Here is a 14,733-nt window from a genome sequence, read left to right on the forward strand (position 1 = left end):
GCCCGGAAGCCGGGGGCCGACGCATGTCCGCACCCGGCCCCGCGCCCGGGCGGAGGCGATTCGCCCACCTCGGTCCCGGTACGCGCCCTCCGCGCTGACACGAAAGAGTGTCTTGACTTCACCCCACCGCGATATATCGTGTTCTCAGAAAGACGCGATATGGCGTGTCGCATCCGTGCCTGCGCCGCGTCACCCGTCCGGCCGAGGAGGTCCCCATGTCCGAGTGGTCCGTCGCCGAGCCCCAGAAGCTGACCTTCGACACCCCGGTCAGAGACCTCCAGGTACGCATCGTCAACGGAACGGTGAACGTGGTGGGCACCGACGAAGGTTCCGCCCGGCTGGAGGTCACGGAGATCGAGGGCCCGCCCCTGATCGTCACGCATCACCACGGCACCCTCACGGTGGCCTACGAGGACCTGCCCTGGAAGGGCTTCCTCAAGTGGCTCGACCGCAAGGGCTGGCGGCGCAGCGCCGTCGTCTCCCTCGCCGTGCCCGCCGACACGCGCGTGGAGGTGGGGGTGGTGGGCGCGGGCGCGGTCGTCTCCGGCATCAGCGGCCCCACGGTGGTCAAGGGCGTCACCGGCGACACCACCCTCGTCGGCCTTTCCGGCCCGGTCCGCGCCGACACCGTCTCCGGGAACCTGGAGGCCCAGGCCGTCACGGGAGACCTGCGCTTCAACTCGGTCTCGGGCGACCTGACCGTGGTGGAGGGCTCCGGCCCCTCCGTGCGCGCCGACTCCGTCAGCGGCTCCATGATCGTCGACCTGGACCCGGACGGCCCGACCGACGTCCGGCTGACCAGCGTCTCCGGGGAGATCGCCATACGGCTGCCCCACCCGGCGGACGCGGAGGTGGAGGCGAACACCGCGAGCGGCACCATCTCCAACGCCTTCGACGACCTGCGGGTGCACGGCCAGTGGGGCGCCCACAAGATCACCGGCCGCCTGGGCGCCGGGACGGGCCGCCTGCGGGCCACCACCGTCTCCGGCTCGATCGCCCTGCTGCGCCGCCCGCCGGGCGAGGACGAGGACGACATCCCTCAGGAGACCCGGCCCCACGGCGGCCCCGGCGACCCGGCCGGCCCCGCGGCCGGGTCCGGGACCACTCCGGGGGACAATTCCGTCTCCGACCGGGGCGACGCCCCCGGCGCCCCGGCCGACGGCACGACCGACAAGAAGGTGCTCTGACATGCCTCCCGTCTTCGCCCACGGCCGTCTCCGCCTCTACCTGCTCAAACTGCTCGACGAGGCCCCGCGCCACGGCTACGAAGTGATCAGGCTCCTGGAGGAGCGCTTCCAGGGCCTGTACGCCCCCTCCGCGGGCACGGTCTATCCGCGCCTGGCCAAGCTGGAGGCCGAGGGCCTGGTCACCCACACCACCGAGGGCGGCCGCAAGGTGTACGCCATCACGGACGCCGGCCGCGCCGAACTGGCCGACCGCAGCGGTGAACTGGAGGACCTGGAACTGGAGATCCGCGAGTCCGTCGCGGAACTCGCCGCCGAGATAAGGGCCGACGTGCGGGGCGCGGCCGGCGATCTGCGGCGTGAGATGCGCGCGGCCGCCTCCGAGGCCCGCCAGGGTTCCCGGACGGCCGGCGCCCGGGCGGGGGCCTCCGGGGAGTCCGTCGACCTGGACGACAAGGAGGCCTGGCGGGCCGCCAAGGAGGAGATGCGCCGGGTCAAGCAGGAGTGGAAGGAGCAGGCCCGCCGCGCCAAGGACGAGAGCCGCCGGGCCCGCGAGGAGGCCCAGCGGGCCCGCAACCAGGCGCAGGAGGCCCAGGCGCGAGCGCGCGCCCAGGCCCAGGAGGAGATGCAGCGCATCGCCCGCCGGGTCCAGGAGCGCGTCCAGGACCACTTCGCGCGGGGCGACTGGCCGACCGGTGTCCGCGACGGCCTGACCGAACTCGCCAAGGAGTTCGGGGAGTTCGGCAGGGACTACGGCAAGGAGTTCGGCAAGGACTGGGGCTTCGGCCGCGCCGGCGAGGAGCCGGGCCACCGCCCGTCCGCCCCCTCGGCGGGTCCGGACCTCTCGACCACCCCGGAGGACTTCCCCGCGGAGTACGAGCCGTCCTGGGCCCACGAGGCCGGCACCGGAGATCCGTCCCGTGACCTGGACCGCCTGCTCGACCGCTTCCGGGACGACATCCGCGACGCGGCCCGCGACCACGGCGTCACCGACGACCAGCTCCGCGAGACCCGCCGCCACCTGTCGACGGCGGCGGCCCGCGTCGGGGCGATACTCCGCCGCCCCAGAGTCTGAGGACGGGCGCAAGCGCCCGGGCGGGCCCGGCTCCCCGGGGCCGCCCCGGCGTCCGGCCGCGCCGGGGGTCAGGAGTTCGTGAGCACGATCTTGCCGAACTGCTCGCCGGACGCCAGCCGCTCGAAGCCCTCGCGGGCCCGGTCCAGGGGCAGCACCTCGTCGATCACGGGGCGCACGCCCGTGGCGGCGCAGAAGGAGAGCAGGTCCTCCAGCTCGTCCTTGGTGCCCATCGTGGAGCCGACGATCTTCAGCTCGAGGAAGAAGATCCGGGTCAGCTCGGCGTGCGAGGGCCGGTCTCCGCTGGTGGCGCCGGAGATGACGAGGGTGCCGCCGGGACGCAGGGACTTCACCGAGTGCGACCAGGTGGCGGCGCCCACGGTCTCGATGACGGCGTCCATCCGCTGCGGCAGCCGGGCCCCCGGCTCCACCGCCTCGACCGCGCCGAGTTCCAGCGCGCGCTTGCGCTTCGCCTCGTCCCGGCTGGTGGCGAAGACCCTCAGGCCCGCCGCCCGGCCCAGCACGATCGCGGCCGTGGCGACACCGCCACCCGCGCCCTGGACGAGCACCGAGTCGCCGGGCCGTACACCGGCGTTGGTGAACAGCATCCGGTACGCCGTCAGCCAGGCCGTCGGCAGGCAGGCGGCCTCGGCGAAGGACAGCTCCTTCGGCTTGGGCAGGATGTTCCAGGTCGGGACGGCGACCTGCTCGGCGAAGGTGCCCTGGTAGCGCTCGGTGAGGATGGAGCGGGGCTCCCGGGGGCCGACGCCGTGCCCGGTCTGGCCGATGACGGAGTGCAGGACGACCTCGTTGCCGTCCTCGTCGATCCCGGCGGCGTCGCAGCCGAGGATCATCGGCAGCTTGTCCTCCGCGAGGCCCACGCCGCGCAGGGACCAGAGGTCGTGATGGTTGAGGGAGGCGGCCCGCACGGTGACGGTGCTCCAGCCGGGCCGGGCCTCGGGAGCCGGACGCTCCCCCAACTCCAGGCCGGTCAGCGGCTGGTCGCGGTCGATTCGGGCGGCGTAGGCAGCGAACATGGCCTCGACGATAGGTGCGCCGTGCAGCGGACGGAACCAGGAAGCCCTGTGACACATGCCCTCTTGCGTGACGGCACCCGTGCGGCGCAGCCGGCGCGGCACCGCGCCCACGCACCGGGCCGGTGCCCGCGCACCCGCCGGGCGCGCGGAGGGGGCGGCACGGGAACGGCCCCGCCCGGGCGGGCGGGGCCGTTCCACGCGACCTCAGCGACGGGCGACGCCCTCGGCCCGGGCGGCGGCGGCCACCGCCGCGGTCACGGCCGGAGCGACCCGCTCGTCGAACGGGGAGGGGATGACGTAGTCGGCGGCGAGATCGTCACCGACCACCGCGGCCAGGGCCTCGGCGGCGGCGATCTTCATGCCCTCGGTGATCCGTGTGGCCCGCACCTGCAGCGCTCCCGCGAAGATCCCGGGGAAGGCCAGCACGTTGTTGATCTGGTTCGGGAAGTCCGAACGGCCGGTGGCGACGACGGCGGCGTACTTGTGCGCCACCTCCGGGTGCACCTCGGGGTTCGGGTTGGCCATCGCGAAGACGAAGGCGCCCTCCGCCATGGAGGCGACCGCGGACTCGGAGACGGTGCCGCCGGAGACGCCGATGAACACGTCCGCACCCGCGAGGGCGTCCTCCAGCGAACCGCTGATGCCCGCCTTGTTGGTGAAGGAGGCGACCTCCCGCTTGACCGGCGTCAGGTCCTGGCGGTCGCCCGAGACGACACCCTTGCGGTCCGCCACGGCCACGTCCCCGATGCCGGCCTCGACCAGCATCCTGGCGATGGCGACACCGGCCGCGCCGGCGCCCGAGATGACGGCCCGCAACTGCCCGATCTCCCGCCCGCTCAGCCGCGCCGCGTTGCGCAGCGCCGCGAGCGTCACGACGGCCGTGCCGTGCTGGTCGTCGTGGAAGACCGGGATGTCCAGCCGCTCCTGGAGCCGGCGCTCGATCTCGAAGCACCGGGGCGCCGAGATGTCCTCCAGGTTCACTCCGCCGAACGAGGGAGCGAGCCGGACGACGGTCTCGACGATGTCGTCGACGTCCGTGCAGTCGAGCGCGATGGGCACCGCGTCGACGCCGCCGAACTGCTTGAACAGGATCGCCTTGCCCTCCATCACGGGGAGGGAGGCCTGGGGACCGATGTCCCCGAGTCCGAGCACGGCCGTGCCGTCGGTGACGACGGCGACCACAGAGGACTTCCATGTGTAGTCGTTGACCAGCTCCGGCTGCTCCGCGATCGCGGTGCACACGCGCGCGACGCCGGGCGTGTACGCGAGGGAAAGGTCTTCCTTGTCGCGGATCGGAACGGTGGCCTGCACGGCCATCTTTCCGCCGCGGTGGAGCGCGAACGCCGGATCGAAGGAATCGAGGGGCTCGGCCCCCTCCTGATCCGTGCTGCTGTCGCTGCGAGGATTGACGATCTCCGCTGCCACTTTGTCTTACCCCTTAGGTATGCATGGTTTGAGGGTCGACCACTCCTGGTGAGGGGTGGGCGGGCACCGCGCAGGCCCGGTTGCTGATACGTACGGGCAGCTGCGCGACGGGCGCGCCGCACACGCGCCCTGAGCCCCGGATGAGGGGTGTAAAGAACCTTCTTACCGGACGGACGGCGCTCACGACGAGTCCATTAGGTGCAAGGTCACATCTGAGGACCAGAACGCCACACGTGAATGACACGGGGCTGACACGAGAGCGACACGGGTGTGACTCGACGGCGGCCGGACCTGGTGGTGTGTCCACCCGCAAGCCTTGATCACATCCTGAGACGTCCGGAAGATTTTCCGGCGGGAATGCCGGTTCTCCGCAGATGGTGCGGCCCCGATGTCCCGACCCGGCGGGTCCTGACGCGGTCGGCGTCATCCCGTTATCCGATTTTGACATTGGCACGCCCCTGAATGGCGTAGCCCGAATGGCAAGATGCCGTAAACCCACGAGGTCGCGACACCCGAAGGTGTGTGTTTCCGTCGACCCATCGGCAACTCTCCCGCCGGAGGAACCACGATGACCGCAAGCTCCACCCGTCGTACCACCGCGCACACCCGCCTGGCGGCGGTCGGTGCGATCGCGGTCGCAGGCGCCCTGCTGCTCACCGGCTGCGGTGACCAGACCAAGAACAAGGACTCCGGCAGCGCGTCCGTCGGCAACGCCCCGCTGGCCGACAAGCTTCCCAAGGACATCCGCAGCAAGGGTGTCATCCGGGTCGGATCGGACATCGCGTACGCCCCGGTGGAGTTCAAGGACTCCTCCGGCAAGGTCGCCGGCCTGGACCCGGACCTCGCCGCCGCCATGGGCAAGCAGCTCGGTGTGAAGCTCGAGTTCGAGAACGGCACCTTCGACGCGCTGCTCACGGGTCTGCGCTCGGGCCGCTACGACATCGCGATGTCGGCGATGACCGACAACAAGAACCGCCAGGAGGGTGTCGACCCGGACACCGGCAAGAAGGTCGGCGAGGGCGTCGACTTCGTCGACTACCTGACCGCCGGCGTCTCCATCTACACCCGCAACGGCGACACCAAGGGCATCACCTCCTGGTCGGACCTGTGCGGCAAGAAGATCGCCGTCGAGCGCGGCACCGTGTCGGAGGACCTGGCCAAGCAGGAGGCCAAGAAGTGCCCGGCCGGCAAGAAGCTGTCCATCGAGCCGTTCGACGACGACCAGCAGTCCCAGACCCGCCTGCGCTCGGGCGGCGTGGACGCGGCCTCCTCCGACTTCCCGGTCGCCGCGTACGCGGTGAAGACCTCCGGCGGCGGCAAGGACTTCCAGATCGTCGGCGACCAGGTGGAGGCGGCGCCGTACGGGATCGCCGTGGCCAAGAGCGCCACCCAGCTGCGGGACGCCCTGCAGGCCGCCATGAACGCGATCATCAAGAACGGCGAGTACCAGAAGATCCTGCAGAAGTGGGGCGCCCAGGACGGCGCCGTCAAGGAGTCCGTGATCAACGGCGGCAAGTGACCGCGGACCCGAGCGGGCACTGAGAGGCAACACCCGTGACAGACATCGACAAGACGGCGGCCGGGGCGCAGGGCACTCCGGCGGCCGGCCCGGAGGGCCTCAGGGCCATCCCGGTCCGGCACTACGGACGCTACGTCTCCGCCGTCATCGCCATCGCGATCCTGTTCGCGATCATCTACGCGTTCGGCCAGGGCAAGATCAACTGGCACGCGATCCCGGACTACTTCTTCGACCACCGGATCATGCAGGGCGTCGGCAAGACGCTGCTGCTGACGGTCCTGTCGATGGTGATCGGCATCGTCGGCGGCATCGTCCTCGCGGTGATGCGCCTGTCGAAGAACCCGGTGACCTCGTCGATCGCGTGGTTCTACATCTGGTTCTTCCGCGGCACCCCGGTGCTGGTGCAGCTGTTCCTGTGGTTCAACCTGGGCCTGGTCTTCGAGTACATCAACCTCGGCCCGATCTACAAGAACTACTGGTCCGACTTCATGACGCCGCTGCTGACTGCGCTGCTCGGCCTGGGCCTGAACGAGGCCGCGTACATGGCCGAGATCTGCCGCGCCGGCCTGCTCGCGGTGGACGAGGGCCAGACCGAGGCCGCGCACGCCCTGGGCATGAGCCACGGCAAGACCCTGCGCCGGATCGTCATCCCGCAGGCGATGCGCGTCATCGTGCCGCCGACGGGCAACGAAGTGATCAACATGCTGAAGACGACCTCGCTCGTGGCGGCCGTCCAGTATCCCGAGCTGTTCCGCTTCGCCCAGGACATCGGCCAGAACTCCGGTGCCCCGGTGGAGATGTACTTCCTCGCCGCGGCCTGGTACCTGATCATGACCTCGGTGCTGAGCGTGGGCCAGTTCTACATCGAGCGGTACTACGCCCGCGGCTCCAGCCGTCAGCTGCCGGCCACCCCCTGGCAGAAGGTCAGGGCCAACATGCTCTCCCTGGGCCGGCCGAAGGGAGGCATGGCATGACGGACAAGCCGAGCAAGGTGCAGGACTCCATGCCGACGGGGAACGTCCCGATGGTCAAGGCCGAGGGCGTCCACAAGTCCTTCGGTCACGTGCAGGTCCTCAAGGGCATCGACCTGGAGGTGAAGCCGGGCGAGGTGTTCTGCCTCATCGGCCCCTCCGGCTCCGGCAAGTCGACCTTCCTGCGGTGCATCAACCACCTCGAGAAGATCAACGCCGGGCGGCTGTACGTCGACGGCGAGCTGGTCGGCTACCGCCAGAAGGGCGAGAAGCTGTACGAGCTGAAGGACAGCGAGGTCGCCCTGAAGCGCCGGGACATCGGCATGGTCTTCCAGCGCTTCAACCTGTTCCCGCACATGACGGCCGCGGAGAACGTCATCGAGGCGCCGGTCCAGGTCAAGGGCGTCGGCAAGAGCCAGGCCCGGGAGCGGGCGATGCAGCTGCTGGAGCGGGTGGGCCTCGCCGACAAGGCCGGGAACTACCCCTCCCAGCTCTCCGGCGGCCAGCAGCAGCGCGTGGCGATCGCCCGGGCCCTGGCCATGGACCCGAAGCTGATGCTGTTCGACGAGCCGACCTCGGCCCTCGACCCGGAGCTGGTGGGTGACGTCCTCGACGTCATGCGCGACCTCGCCGAGTCGGGCATGACGATGGTGGTGGTCACCCACGAGATGGGCTTCGCCCGCGAGGTGGGCGACAGCCTGGTGTTCATGGACGGCGGTGTCGTGGTCGAATCCGGCCATCCGCGCGACGTCCTGACGAACCCGCAGCACGAGCGGACGCAGTCGTTCCTGTCGAAGGTCCTCTGACGGGTCCGGCAGGACCTCTGACACGCCGAGGGGCGGTACGGGAGTGCCCGTGCCGCCCCTTCGCGTGCCGGCCGGCTCACTTCACGGCGAGCAGCAGGGTGTCCGACGGCGAGCACCACACGGGCCGCGCCTCCCCGAACCCGTGCGCGCGCAGGGTGGCCGCGTGCCACGCCGGGGAGGGCATGTCGCCGTCGGCGTGCTCGCCGTAGATCTCGAAGCGGCGGGCGGTGGGCCCGGCGAGGGCGGGGTCCTGTGCCGCCAGCTGCCACCAGGCGGACCAGTCCGGGGCGCCGTCCCGGCCGGCCTGATCCATGCGCGCGTGCCGCTGGGCCCGCTCGGCCGCGTTGATCCGGGGCGTGCTGTCGTCGATCATGTGGTCCGCGTTCAGGAAGACGCCGCCGTCGCGGACCAGCTCCGCGATCCGACCGTAGAGGGCCGCGAGGGGTTCGCTGTGCAGCCAGTGCAGGGCCGTGGCGGTCAGGACCGCGTCGTAGGAGTCGTACGGCAGCGCCGCCGGCCAGTCCGGGTCCCGGAGGTCGGCGGTGACGAGGGTGACGCGGTCGTCGCCCGCGAAGGTGCCGCCGGCGATGGCGAGCAGGGCCGGGTCGAGGTCGACGCCGGTGCTGGTGGCCCCGGGGAACCGCCGCAGCAGCCGGGCCGTGATGCTGCCGGTGCCGCAGGCGAGGTCGAGCACGCGCGGTGCCGGGCCGGCGAACGCCTCGACCATGTCGAGCATGATCCGGAACCGCTCCTCGCGGTCCGGCATGTACCACTCCTGCTGCCGGTCCCAGCTCTCCTGCCAGGCAGCCCAGTCGGTTCCGGTACCGGTGGTCATGGAAACCCCGTCTCCCCTCGCCCGCGTAATACCCTGGAAGCACGACCGGCTGTTACCCGACCGCAGACACGACCATAGAGCGCCTCGGTAAGGACTACAAGTGGAACTGGCCTATTACTCGGATTACGCCGTCCGTCTCGTCAACAGCGAGGAGCCGGCCCGGGGCAAGGACAACCTGACCTCGGTCGAGGCCGTCCGCGACCTCTTCGGCGCCAACGCGTCGGCGGCCCGCCGCGCCACCGACGCCGACGTCACGCGCTTCCGCTCGGTCCGGGCCCGGCTGCGCGCGGTCTTCGAGGCGGCCGACCTGGGCGACGAGACCCTGGCCGTCGACCTGCTGAACTCGCTCCTGCTGGAGTTCCCGGTCAGCCCGCAGATCTCCGGGCACGACTTCCGCGACGAGGACGGCCGCCCCCTGTGGCACATGCACCTGGCCGACCACCCGTCCAACGCCACCGCGGGCTACGCGGCCATCGCGGCGATGGGCCTGGCCTTCCACCTCACCGAGTACGGCGTCGACCGCCTCGGCCTGTGCCAGGCGGCCCCCTGCCGCAACGCCTACCTGGACACCTCCACCAACCGCTCCCGGCGCTACTGCTCCGACCGCTGCGCCACCCGCGCCAACGTGGCCGCCTACCGGGCCCGCAAGCGCCTGGAGGCCGACCGGTCGGTGAGCAGCGGCCTGGCGGCGGAGAACGCCCAGCGCGCGAGCGCCAGCGGCGAACGCTGACCGGCCTTGAGCGGCCGGTACCGCGCCAGCGCCCTGCCGAGGATCAGCTCGTCGGGCACGACCCCGTAGTCGGTGCTGTCGCCGCCCGCGTACGCGTTGTCCCCGAGCACCCACCAGCCGCCCTCGCGCCGCTCCGCGGCCCGCTTGACGACCAGCAGGTCCTGCTGGAAGGGGTGGCGCAGGACGACGACGTCACCGGGCCGGACGACACCCCCGTACCGCACCAGCAGCCGGTCCCCGTGGTGCAGGGTGGGAACCATCGACGGCCCCGTCACCTCCGCCAGCCCGAAAGGCGCCGCGGCCCTCCCCCGCTCGGTGTCCTGCGACAGCTCCGGCATCCCCGGCACCTCCCCGGTCCGTTCCTCCACCAGTCTCAGTCTCACCCTGGACTTTTGTCCTAAGCCCTAGGGGGCACTCGAGAAATCGCCTCTCTCAGGGAGTAATGTCGCACCTGAGAAGACGATCACGAGGAAGGAATGCTCCATGCTTTCCCGCCTGTTTGCCCCCAAGGTCAAGGTCAGCGCCCACTGCGACCTGCCCTGCGGCGTGTACGACCCGGCCCAGGCCCGCATCGAGGCGGAGTCGGTCAAGGCCATCCAGGAGAAGATGGCCGGCAACGACGACCCCCACTACCAGGCGCGTGCCACCGTCATCAAGGAGCAGCGCGCGGAGCTCGCCAAGCACCACGTCTCCGTGCTCTGGAGCGACTACTTCAAGCCCCCGCACTTCGAGAAGTACCCGGAGCTGCACCAGCTGGTGAACGACACCCTGAAGGCCCTGTCGGCCGCCAAGGCGTCCACCGACCCGGCGACGGGCCAGAAGGCGCTGGACCACATCGCCCAGATCGACAAGATCTTCTGGGAGACCAAGAAGGCCTGATCCCCCTGGGACCACTGCGCCCTTCGACCTGTGATCTTCCTGATCGCAGCGTCTCCCTTCCGCACCCGGTTTCCCGGGCCGCCGCCCACGGCGCCCCGAGGGACCGGGTGCGGTGCCGTGTGACGGCACCGGCCGGGGCGCGGGCCGGTCAGGTCGCCTTCCGGGCCGCTTCGCGGCGCTGCCGCTTGCCCAGGGGTGCCTGGGAGAGGTCCTCGGCCTGCGACCTGAGGTTCTTGTAGCCGTAGCCGTGCCCGTCCAGCCACGCCTTCGCCGCCTCCTCCGCCCGTCCGGTGGCCTCGAGGATGTCCTCCTCGGCCTCCCCGGAGTCCAGGAAGCGGAAGGTGAAGGCGGACCGGGCGGCGAGGTCGTAGCTGAGGTGCCCCTCGGGGGTGAACGCCGCGCGCAGCACGTCGTGGTCCGCGGCGCGGGCCAGCAACTCGGCCCGCTGCCCTGCGTCGAGACCGTCGAAGACACCGCGCACGGTGACACGGAAGGTACGCGTACTCATGGCGCGACCCTAGACAGCGCGGCGGGCCTGTCTCCACCGGGTTTCCGGCGGCCGCCCCCGTTGTCCGCGGCGCGTGCCAAGCTGGGGGCGTGACCCTGGAGGACCTCAGACGGCTGCGGCGGGTGCGCGACCGCATGGACCGCGAGTACGCCGAGCCGCTCGACATGGCCGAGCTGGCCCGGGGCGCGCACATGTCGCCCGGGCACTTCCAGCGCAGCTTCCGCAAGGCGTTCGGGGAGACCCCCTACAGCTATCTGATGACCCGGCGCGTGGAGCGGGCCAAGGCCCTGCTGCGCCGGGGCGATCTCACGGTGACCGAGGTGTGCCTCGCCGTCGGCTGCACCTCCCTCGGCTCCTTCAGCTCCCGTTTCACCGAACTGGTCGGGGAGACGCCGAGCGCCTACCGCGCCCGCTCGCACGAGGCGAGTGCGGTGATCCCGTCCTGCGTGGTCCGCACCTTCACCCGGCCGCGCCGCCGGCCCTGGTGAGCGCCACCCGTGCGCGGCGGCGCCCGGCGGCCTAGCGTGACCCCATGGACGTGCAACTCAAGCAGTGCTTCATCGCCGTGGACGACCACGACAAGGCGCTGGCCTTCTACTGCGACGTGCTCGGTCTCGAGATCCGCAACGACGTGGGGTTCGAGGGCATGCGGTGGGTCACCGTGGGTTCGCCGCGGCAGCCGGACGTGGAGATCGTGCTGGAGCCGCCCGGCGCGAACCCGGACGCCTCCCCCGCCGACCGGCAGGCGCTCGCCGAGCTGCTCGCCAAGGGCATGCTGCGCGGGGTCAACTTCACCACCGACGACTGCGACGCGCTGTACGAGCGGGTGCGGGAGGCCGGCGGCGACGTGCTCCAGGAGCCCACGGACCAGCCGTACGGCGTGCGCGACTGCGCCTTCCGGGACCCGGCCGGGAACATGCTGCGGTTCATGGAGCGGCCCCGGGACCGATGATTCCGCGGGCCTCGCGCGCCCGCGCCGCCTACGATCCACGTCGTGACACCGATCCGCTGGACCTACGCCTTCGTCGACCGCCCCGCCGCCCGCCTGGCCGAGGCCCAGGCCTTCTGGACGGCCGTCACGGGTACGGCGCCGTCCCCGGCGCGCGGCGAGCGGCGGGAGTTCGCGACGCTGCTGCCGGCCGGGGCGGACCCGTGCGTGAAGATGCAGGGGGTCCTCGACGGGTCCGGCGGCGCCCATCTCGACTTCCACGTCGAGGAGGTGGCGGCGTTCGTGCGGACGGCCCGCGGCCTCGGCGCCGGGCTGGCGGCCGACCACCGGGCGTGGGCCGTGCTGCGCTCGCCCGGTGGACAGGCGTTCTGCGTCGGGGCCTGGCAGGGCGAGGCCGTGCGCCCGCCCGTGGTCGACGGCTGCCGTCCGGACCAGGTGTGTCTGGACGTCCCGCCCTCGGTGTACGACGCGGAGACCGCCTTCTGGGCCGCGCTGACCGGCTGGGACCTGCTGTCCGGGTCCCTGCCGGAGTTCCGCGTGCTCAGGCCGCCGGCCGGTCAGCCGGTGCGGGTGCTGCTCCAGCGGCTCGGCGCCGAGGGCCCGGCCTCCGCCCACCTGGACCTGGCCTGCGCGGACGTCGAGGCGGCCCGTGCCCGGCACGAGCGGCTGGGCGCGGTCTTCGTCCGGCGGGGCACGCACTGGACGGTGATGCGCGACCCGGCCGGCGGCACGTACTGCCTGACCAGCCGGGACCCGGAGACGGGCGGTCTGCCGGCCGCCCGGAGGTGAGGTCCCGGGGCTGTCACCCCCAGGGTTCGACCTCCACCACGGCGCCGACCGGCACGGGCCCGTAGACGTGCGGGAACTCCTCGCCGTCGGGCGGCATGCCCTCCCACCTCACCGGTACCCCGAGCCGGACCGGGTCCACGACGAGCACGACCAGTTCGTCGGGTCCGTCGTAGTCGCCGTACAGCAGGGCCGCGATACGCGGGAGCTGCTCCCGGGTGGAGAAGTGGATGAAGCCCTCCTCCTGGAGGGTGCGGCCGCGGGTGGACACCTCGTAGGTGCCGGACACGCGCGCGGCCTCCCAGAGGGAGCGTTCGGTGATGTGCAGGATGCGCGGAAGCTTCGGCATGCGGCGACGCTACGGCCTCGGCGCGACCGCCCGCACCCCCGGTGCGCCGGGCTCAGGAGTGCTCGGTGGCGGATCCGCCGGAGCGTCTCGGCCGCTCGCCGCCAGCGGCGGGGGTCACGGGGCCGGCCTGCTCCGCCCGGGCCGGGCAATCCGGGTTGCGGCACGGGCCGGCGCCCCACGTCGGCACCCATGCCCCCAGCGTCTTGTGCCGCCCGACCACCGTGTCGACGCGCTGTCCGCAGACGGGACAGACGTGGTCCTCGCTGTCCATGTCCTCCAGCGTAGGGCGGCCACGGGTTCCGCGCTGTCCGTACGTCCGCCTGATCCGTGGCGGCGGGCCCCGCACGCCGTGGGGATGTGCGGGGCCCGCCCTGGCCGGAGCCGCCGGTGGCCGAGCGGGGTCAGGGACCGCCCGGCCCCGGTGGCTCCGGGGTCTCTCCCGCCGCGGCCCGTCTCAGCTGCGGCGCCGGGTCACGAACTCGGCCAGTGCCAGCAGGTCTCCGGCCGCCTCCGGCGCGGGCACGGCACGGGCCAGTTCCTGCATCGCCCGGGCCATCCGGTCCGCCGCCTCGGCCTGCGCCCATTCCCGGCCGCCGGCCCGCTCGACGGCCAGGGCCGTGCGCGCGATGCCCTCGGTGTCCCCGGCGACGTACGGCTTGCCGTACAGCTCGGCCAGCTCCGTGGCCGCCGGGGTGCCGGAGGCGAGAGCCGCCACCACCGGCAGGGACTTCTTGCGCGCCGCGAGATCGGCGCCGGCCGGCTTGCCGGTGCGCTGCGGGTCGCCCCATATGCCGATCACGTCGTCGATCAGCTGGAAGGCGAGCCCGGCCTGTCGGCCGAAGCCGTCCAGCGCGGCCACGTCCTCCTCCCCGGCGCCCGCGTACAGCGCGCCGAGGGCGCAGGCGCAGCCCAGCAGGGCGCCGGTCTTCGCCTCGGCCATGGCGAGCACCTCGTCGAGGGTGACCTCGTCGGGGGCGCGCCGTTCCAGGGCCGTGTCGGCGTGCTGCCCGGCGCACAGCTCGACGACGCAGTCGGCGAGCCGGGCCGCGGCCGGACCGGAGGCCGGGTGCTCGTCCTCGGCGAGCAGCCGCAGGGCCAGCGCCTGGAGGGCGTCCCCGGCGAGGATCGCGTCGGCGTCACCGAAGACGGTCCAGGCCGTGGGCCGGTGTCGGCGGGTGGTGTCGCGGTCCATCACGTCGTCGTGCAACAGCGTGAAGTTGTGGACCAGTTCGACCGCGGCGGCCGCCCGCACGGCCGACGCCGCGGCCGCCGGTCCGCCGAGCGCCGACGCGGCCGCGAGGACGAGCGCGGGCCTTATCGCCTTGCCCGCGTTGCCGGCCGCCGGTGTGCCGTCCGCGCTCTGCCAGCCGAAGTGGTAGAGCGCGATCCGCCGCATCGGCCCGGGCAGCGACTCGACGGCGGCGCGCAGCCGGGGGTCGACGAGGGCCCGGGTGCGCTCCAGCAGCGCCGCCGCCTCCTGTCCGTCGGGCGGGCCGTCCCCGGTGCCGGTGGCCGGGCTCCGGCGATCACGCGGTCCGGGGACCGCGGGCTTCTCCGCCGCCCCGCCGGGCGGTGCCGCCCCGGGCGCACGCCGTGCTGTGCCCGTCATGAACTCGGTCATGGCTCCCCCTCGCACAGTCCGTGGACGGTGGCGTCCCCGCCACTGCCGGACGCACACCCCGA

At 72.3% G+C, this 14,733-nt stretch carries 17 protein-coding genes; 10 read left to right on the top strand and 7 right to left on the bottom strand.

Features of this window, described 5'->3' with window-relative positions; translation table 11 throughout:
• The first annotated feature begins 215 nt into the window (after positions 1–215).
• Together AQJ66_RS20335 and AQJ66_RS20340 are read left to right on the top strand one after the other, a co-directional pair.
• Complete coding sequence (locus AQJ66_RS20335; RefSeq protein WP_061924070.1) at positions 216–1,187, top strand: DUF4097 family beta strand repeat-containing protein; 972 nt, start codon at positions 216–218, stop codon at positions 1,185–1,187.
• Between the two features lies 1 nt (position 1,188).
• Positions 1,189–2,259: a PadR family transcriptional regulator gene (locus AQJ66_RS20340; RefSeq protein WP_061924073.1), complete on the top strand. Its 1,071-nt coding sequence runs from the start codon at positions 1,189–1,191 to the stop codon at positions 2,257–2,259.
• Between the two features lie 68 nt (positions 2,260–2,327).
• Here AQJ66_RS20340 and AQJ66_RS20345 read toward each other — a convergent pair whose 3' ends face one another.
• Positions 2,328–3,293 carry a zinc-binding dehydrogenase gene (locus AQJ66_RS20345; RefSeq protein ID WP_061924076.1) on the bottom strand — a complete coding sequence of 322 codons (966 nt, stop codon included), beginning with the start codon at positions 3,291–3,293 and terminating at the stop codon, positions 2,328–2,330.
• A 204-nt stretch (positions 3,294–3,497) separates the two neighbouring features.
• Complete coding sequence (locus AQJ66_RS20350) at positions 3,498–4,718, bottom strand: NAD(P)-dependent malic enzyme (protein ID WP_061924079.1); 1,221 nt, start codon at positions 4,716–4,718, stop codon at positions 3,498–3,500.
• 568 nt (positions 4,719–5,286) lie between these two features.
• Here AQJ66_RS20350 and AQJ66_RS20355 point away from each other — a divergent pair.
• The 3 genes from AQJ66_RS20355 to AQJ66_RS20365 are packed head-to-tail and all read left to right on the top strand — an operon-like array spanning position 5,287 to position 8,014.
• Positions 5,287–6,237 carry an ABC transporter substrate-binding protein gene (locus AQJ66_RS20355; RefSeq protein WP_061924082.1) on the top strand — a complete coding sequence of 317 codons (951 nt, stop codon included), beginning with the start codon at positions 5,287–5,289 and terminating at the stop codon, positions 6,235–6,237.
• Between the two features lie 35 nt (positions 6,238–6,272).
• Complete coding sequence (locus AQJ66_RS20360) at positions 6,273–7,211, top strand: amino acid ABC transporter permease (protein WP_061924084.1); 939 nt, start codon at positions 6,273–6,275, stop codon at positions 7,209–7,211.
• 50 nt (positions 7,212–7,261) lie between these two features.
• On the top strand, positions 7,262–8,014 hold the full coding sequence (locus tag AQJ66_RS20365; RefSeq protein WP_061924690.1) for an amino acid ABC transporter ATP-binding protein: 753 nt from the start codon (positions 7,262–7,264) through the stop codon (positions 8,012–8,014).
• Between the two features lie 76 nt (positions 8,015–8,090).
• On the opposite strand, the gene AQJ66_RS20370 is transcribed toward AQJ66_RS20365, so the two are convergent.
• Positions 8,091–8,849: a class I SAM-dependent methyltransferase gene (locus tag AQJ66_RS20370; protein ID WP_061924087.1), complete on the bottom strand. Its 759-nt coding sequence runs from the start codon at positions 8,847–8,849 to the stop codon at positions 8,091–8,093.
• Between the two features lie 100 nt (positions 8,850–8,949).
• On the opposite strand from AQJ66_RS20370, the gene AQJ66_RS20375 reads away from it, so the two are divergent.
• The gene (locus tag AQJ66_RS20375) at positions 8,950–9,579 is read left to right on the top strand and encodes a CGNR zinc finger domain-containing protein (RefSeq protein WP_061924090.1); all 630 of its coding nucleotides are present in this window, start codon (positions 8,950–8,952) and stop codon (positions 9,577–9,579) included.
• Here the strand turns inward: AQJ66_RS20375 and sodX are convergent.
• Positions 9,483–9,917: a nickel-type superoxide dismutase maturation protease gene (gene sodX / locus AQJ66_RS20380; RefSeq protein WP_061924693.1), complete on the bottom strand. Its 435-nt coding sequence runs from the start codon at positions 9,915–9,917 to the stop codon at positions 9,483–9,485. The two genes, AQJ66_RS20375 and sodX, sit on opposite strands and share 97 nt — an antisense overlap.
• Positions 9,918–10,062: 145 nt before the next feature.
• Between sodX and sodN the strand changes: the two genes are divergently transcribed.
• Complete coding sequence (sodN, locus tag AQJ66_RS20385) at positions 10,063–10,458, top strand: superoxide dismutase, Ni (RefSeq protein ID WP_061924093.1); 396 nt, start codon at positions 10,063–10,065, stop codon at positions 10,456–10,458.
• A 148-nt stretch (positions 10,459–10,606) separates the two neighbouring features.
• On the opposite strand, the gene AQJ66_RS20390 is transcribed toward sodN, so the two are convergent.
• Positions 10,607–10,966 carry a DUF6204 family protein gene (locus tag AQJ66_RS20390; RefSeq protein ID WP_061924097.1) on the bottom strand — a complete coding sequence of 120 codons (360 nt, stop codon included), beginning with the start codon at positions 10,964–10,966 and terminating at the stop codon, positions 10,607–10,609.
• A gap of 89 nt (positions 10,967–11,055) precedes the next feature.
• Here AQJ66_RS20390 and AQJ66_RS20395 point away from each other — a divergent pair, with 89 nt between their 5' ends.
• The 3 genes from AQJ66_RS20395 to AQJ66_RS20405 are packed head-to-tail and all read left to right on the top strand — an operon-like array spanning position 11,056 to position 12,704.
• The gene (locus tag AQJ66_RS20395) at positions 11,056–11,454 is read left to right on the top strand and encodes a helix-turn-helix transcriptional regulator (RefSeq protein ID WP_107118985.1); all 399 of its coding nucleotides are present in this window, start codon (positions 11,056–11,058) and stop codon (positions 11,452–11,454) included.
• A gap of 44 nt (positions 11,455–11,498) precedes the next feature.
• Entirely contained in the window at positions 11,499–11,918 is a 420-nt protein-coding gene (locus AQJ66_RS20400) for a VOC family protein (protein WP_061924100.1), read from the top strand.
• 42 nt (positions 11,919–11,960) lie between these two features.
• Positions 11,961–12,704: a VOC family protein gene (locus tag AQJ66_RS20405; protein ID WP_061924102.1), complete on the top strand. Its 744-nt coding sequence runs from the start codon at positions 11,961–11,963 to the stop codon at positions 12,702–12,704.
• Between the two features lie 13 nt (positions 12,705–12,717).
• Here AQJ66_RS20405 and AQJ66_RS20410 read toward each other — a convergent pair whose 3' ends face one another.
• Both AQJ66_RS20410 and AQJ66_RS20420 read right to left on the bottom strand, forming a co-directional pair.
• On the bottom strand, positions 12,718–13,050 hold the full coding sequence (locus tag AQJ66_RS20410) for a DUF952 domain-containing protein (RefSeq protein ID WP_061924105.1): 333 nt from the start codon (positions 13,048–13,050) through the stop codon (positions 12,718–12,720).
• A 454-nt stretch (positions 13,051–13,504) separates the two neighbouring features.
• Complete coding sequence (locus AQJ66_RS20420) at positions 13,505–14,671, bottom strand: family 2 encapsulin nanocompartment cargo protein polyprenyl transferase (RefSeq protein ID WP_061924110.1); 1,167 nt, start codon at positions 14,669–14,671, stop codon at positions 13,505–13,507.
• Positions 14,672–14,733: the final 62 nt, after the last annotated feature.

It is taken from the genome of Streptomyces bungoensis (assembly GCF_001514215.1).
Classification (GTDB): domain Bacteria; phylum Actinomycetota; class Actinomycetes; order Streptomycetales; family Streptomycetaceae; genus Streptomyces; species Streptomyces bungoensis.

Excerpts from the sequence above, each read along its gene's own strand:
- AQJ66_RS20335 (WP_061924070.1), top strand. The coding sequence starts at position 216 with ATGTCCGAGTGGTCCGTCGCCGAGCCCCAGAAGCTGACCTTCGACACC.
- AQJ66_RS20340 (WP_061924073.1), top strand. The coding sequence starts at position 1,189 with ATGCCTCCCGTCTTCGCCCACGGCCGTCTCCGCCTCTACCTGCTCAAA.
- AQJ66_RS20345 (WP_061924076.1), bottom strand. The coding sequence starts at position 3,293 with ATGTTCGCTGCCTACGCCGCCCGAATCGACCGCGACCAGCCGCTGACC.
- AQJ66_RS20355 (WP_061924082.1), top strand. The coding sequence starts at position 5,287 with ATGACCGCAAGCTCCACCCGTCGTACCACCGCGCACACCCGCCTGGCG.
- AQJ66_RS20365 (WP_061924690.1), top strand. The coding sequence starts at position 7,262 with ATGGTCAAGGCCGAGGGCGTCCACAAGTCCTTCGGTCACGTGCAGGTC.
- AQJ66_RS20370 (WP_061924087.1), bottom strand. The coding sequence starts at position 8,849 with ATGACCACCGGTACCGGAACCGACTGGGCTGCCTGGCAGGAGAGCTGG.
- sodX (WP_061924693.1), bottom strand. The coding sequence starts at position 9,917 with ATGCCGGAGCTGTCGCAGGACACCGAGCGGGGGAGGGCCGCGGCGCCT.
- sodN (WP_061924093.1), top strand. The coding sequence starts at position 10,063 with ATGCTTTCCCGCCTGTTTGCCCCCAAGGTCAAGGTCAGCGCCCACTGC.
- AQJ66_RS20390 (WP_061924097.1), bottom strand. The coding sequence starts at position 10,966 with ATGAGTACGCGTACCTTCCGTGTCACCGTGCGCGGTGTCTTCGACGGT.
- AQJ66_RS20400 (WP_061924100.1), top strand. The coding sequence starts at position 11,499 with ATGGACGTGCAACTCAAGCAGTGCTTCATCGCCGTGGACGACCACGAC.
- AQJ66_RS20410 (WP_061924105.1), bottom strand. The coding sequence starts at position 13,050 with ATGCCGAAGCTTCCGCGCATCCTGCACATCACCGAACGCTCCCTCTGG.
- AQJ66_RS20420 (WP_061924110.1), bottom strand. The coding sequence starts at position 14,671 with ATGACCGAGTTCATGACGGGCACAGCACGGCGTGCGCCCGGGGCGGCA.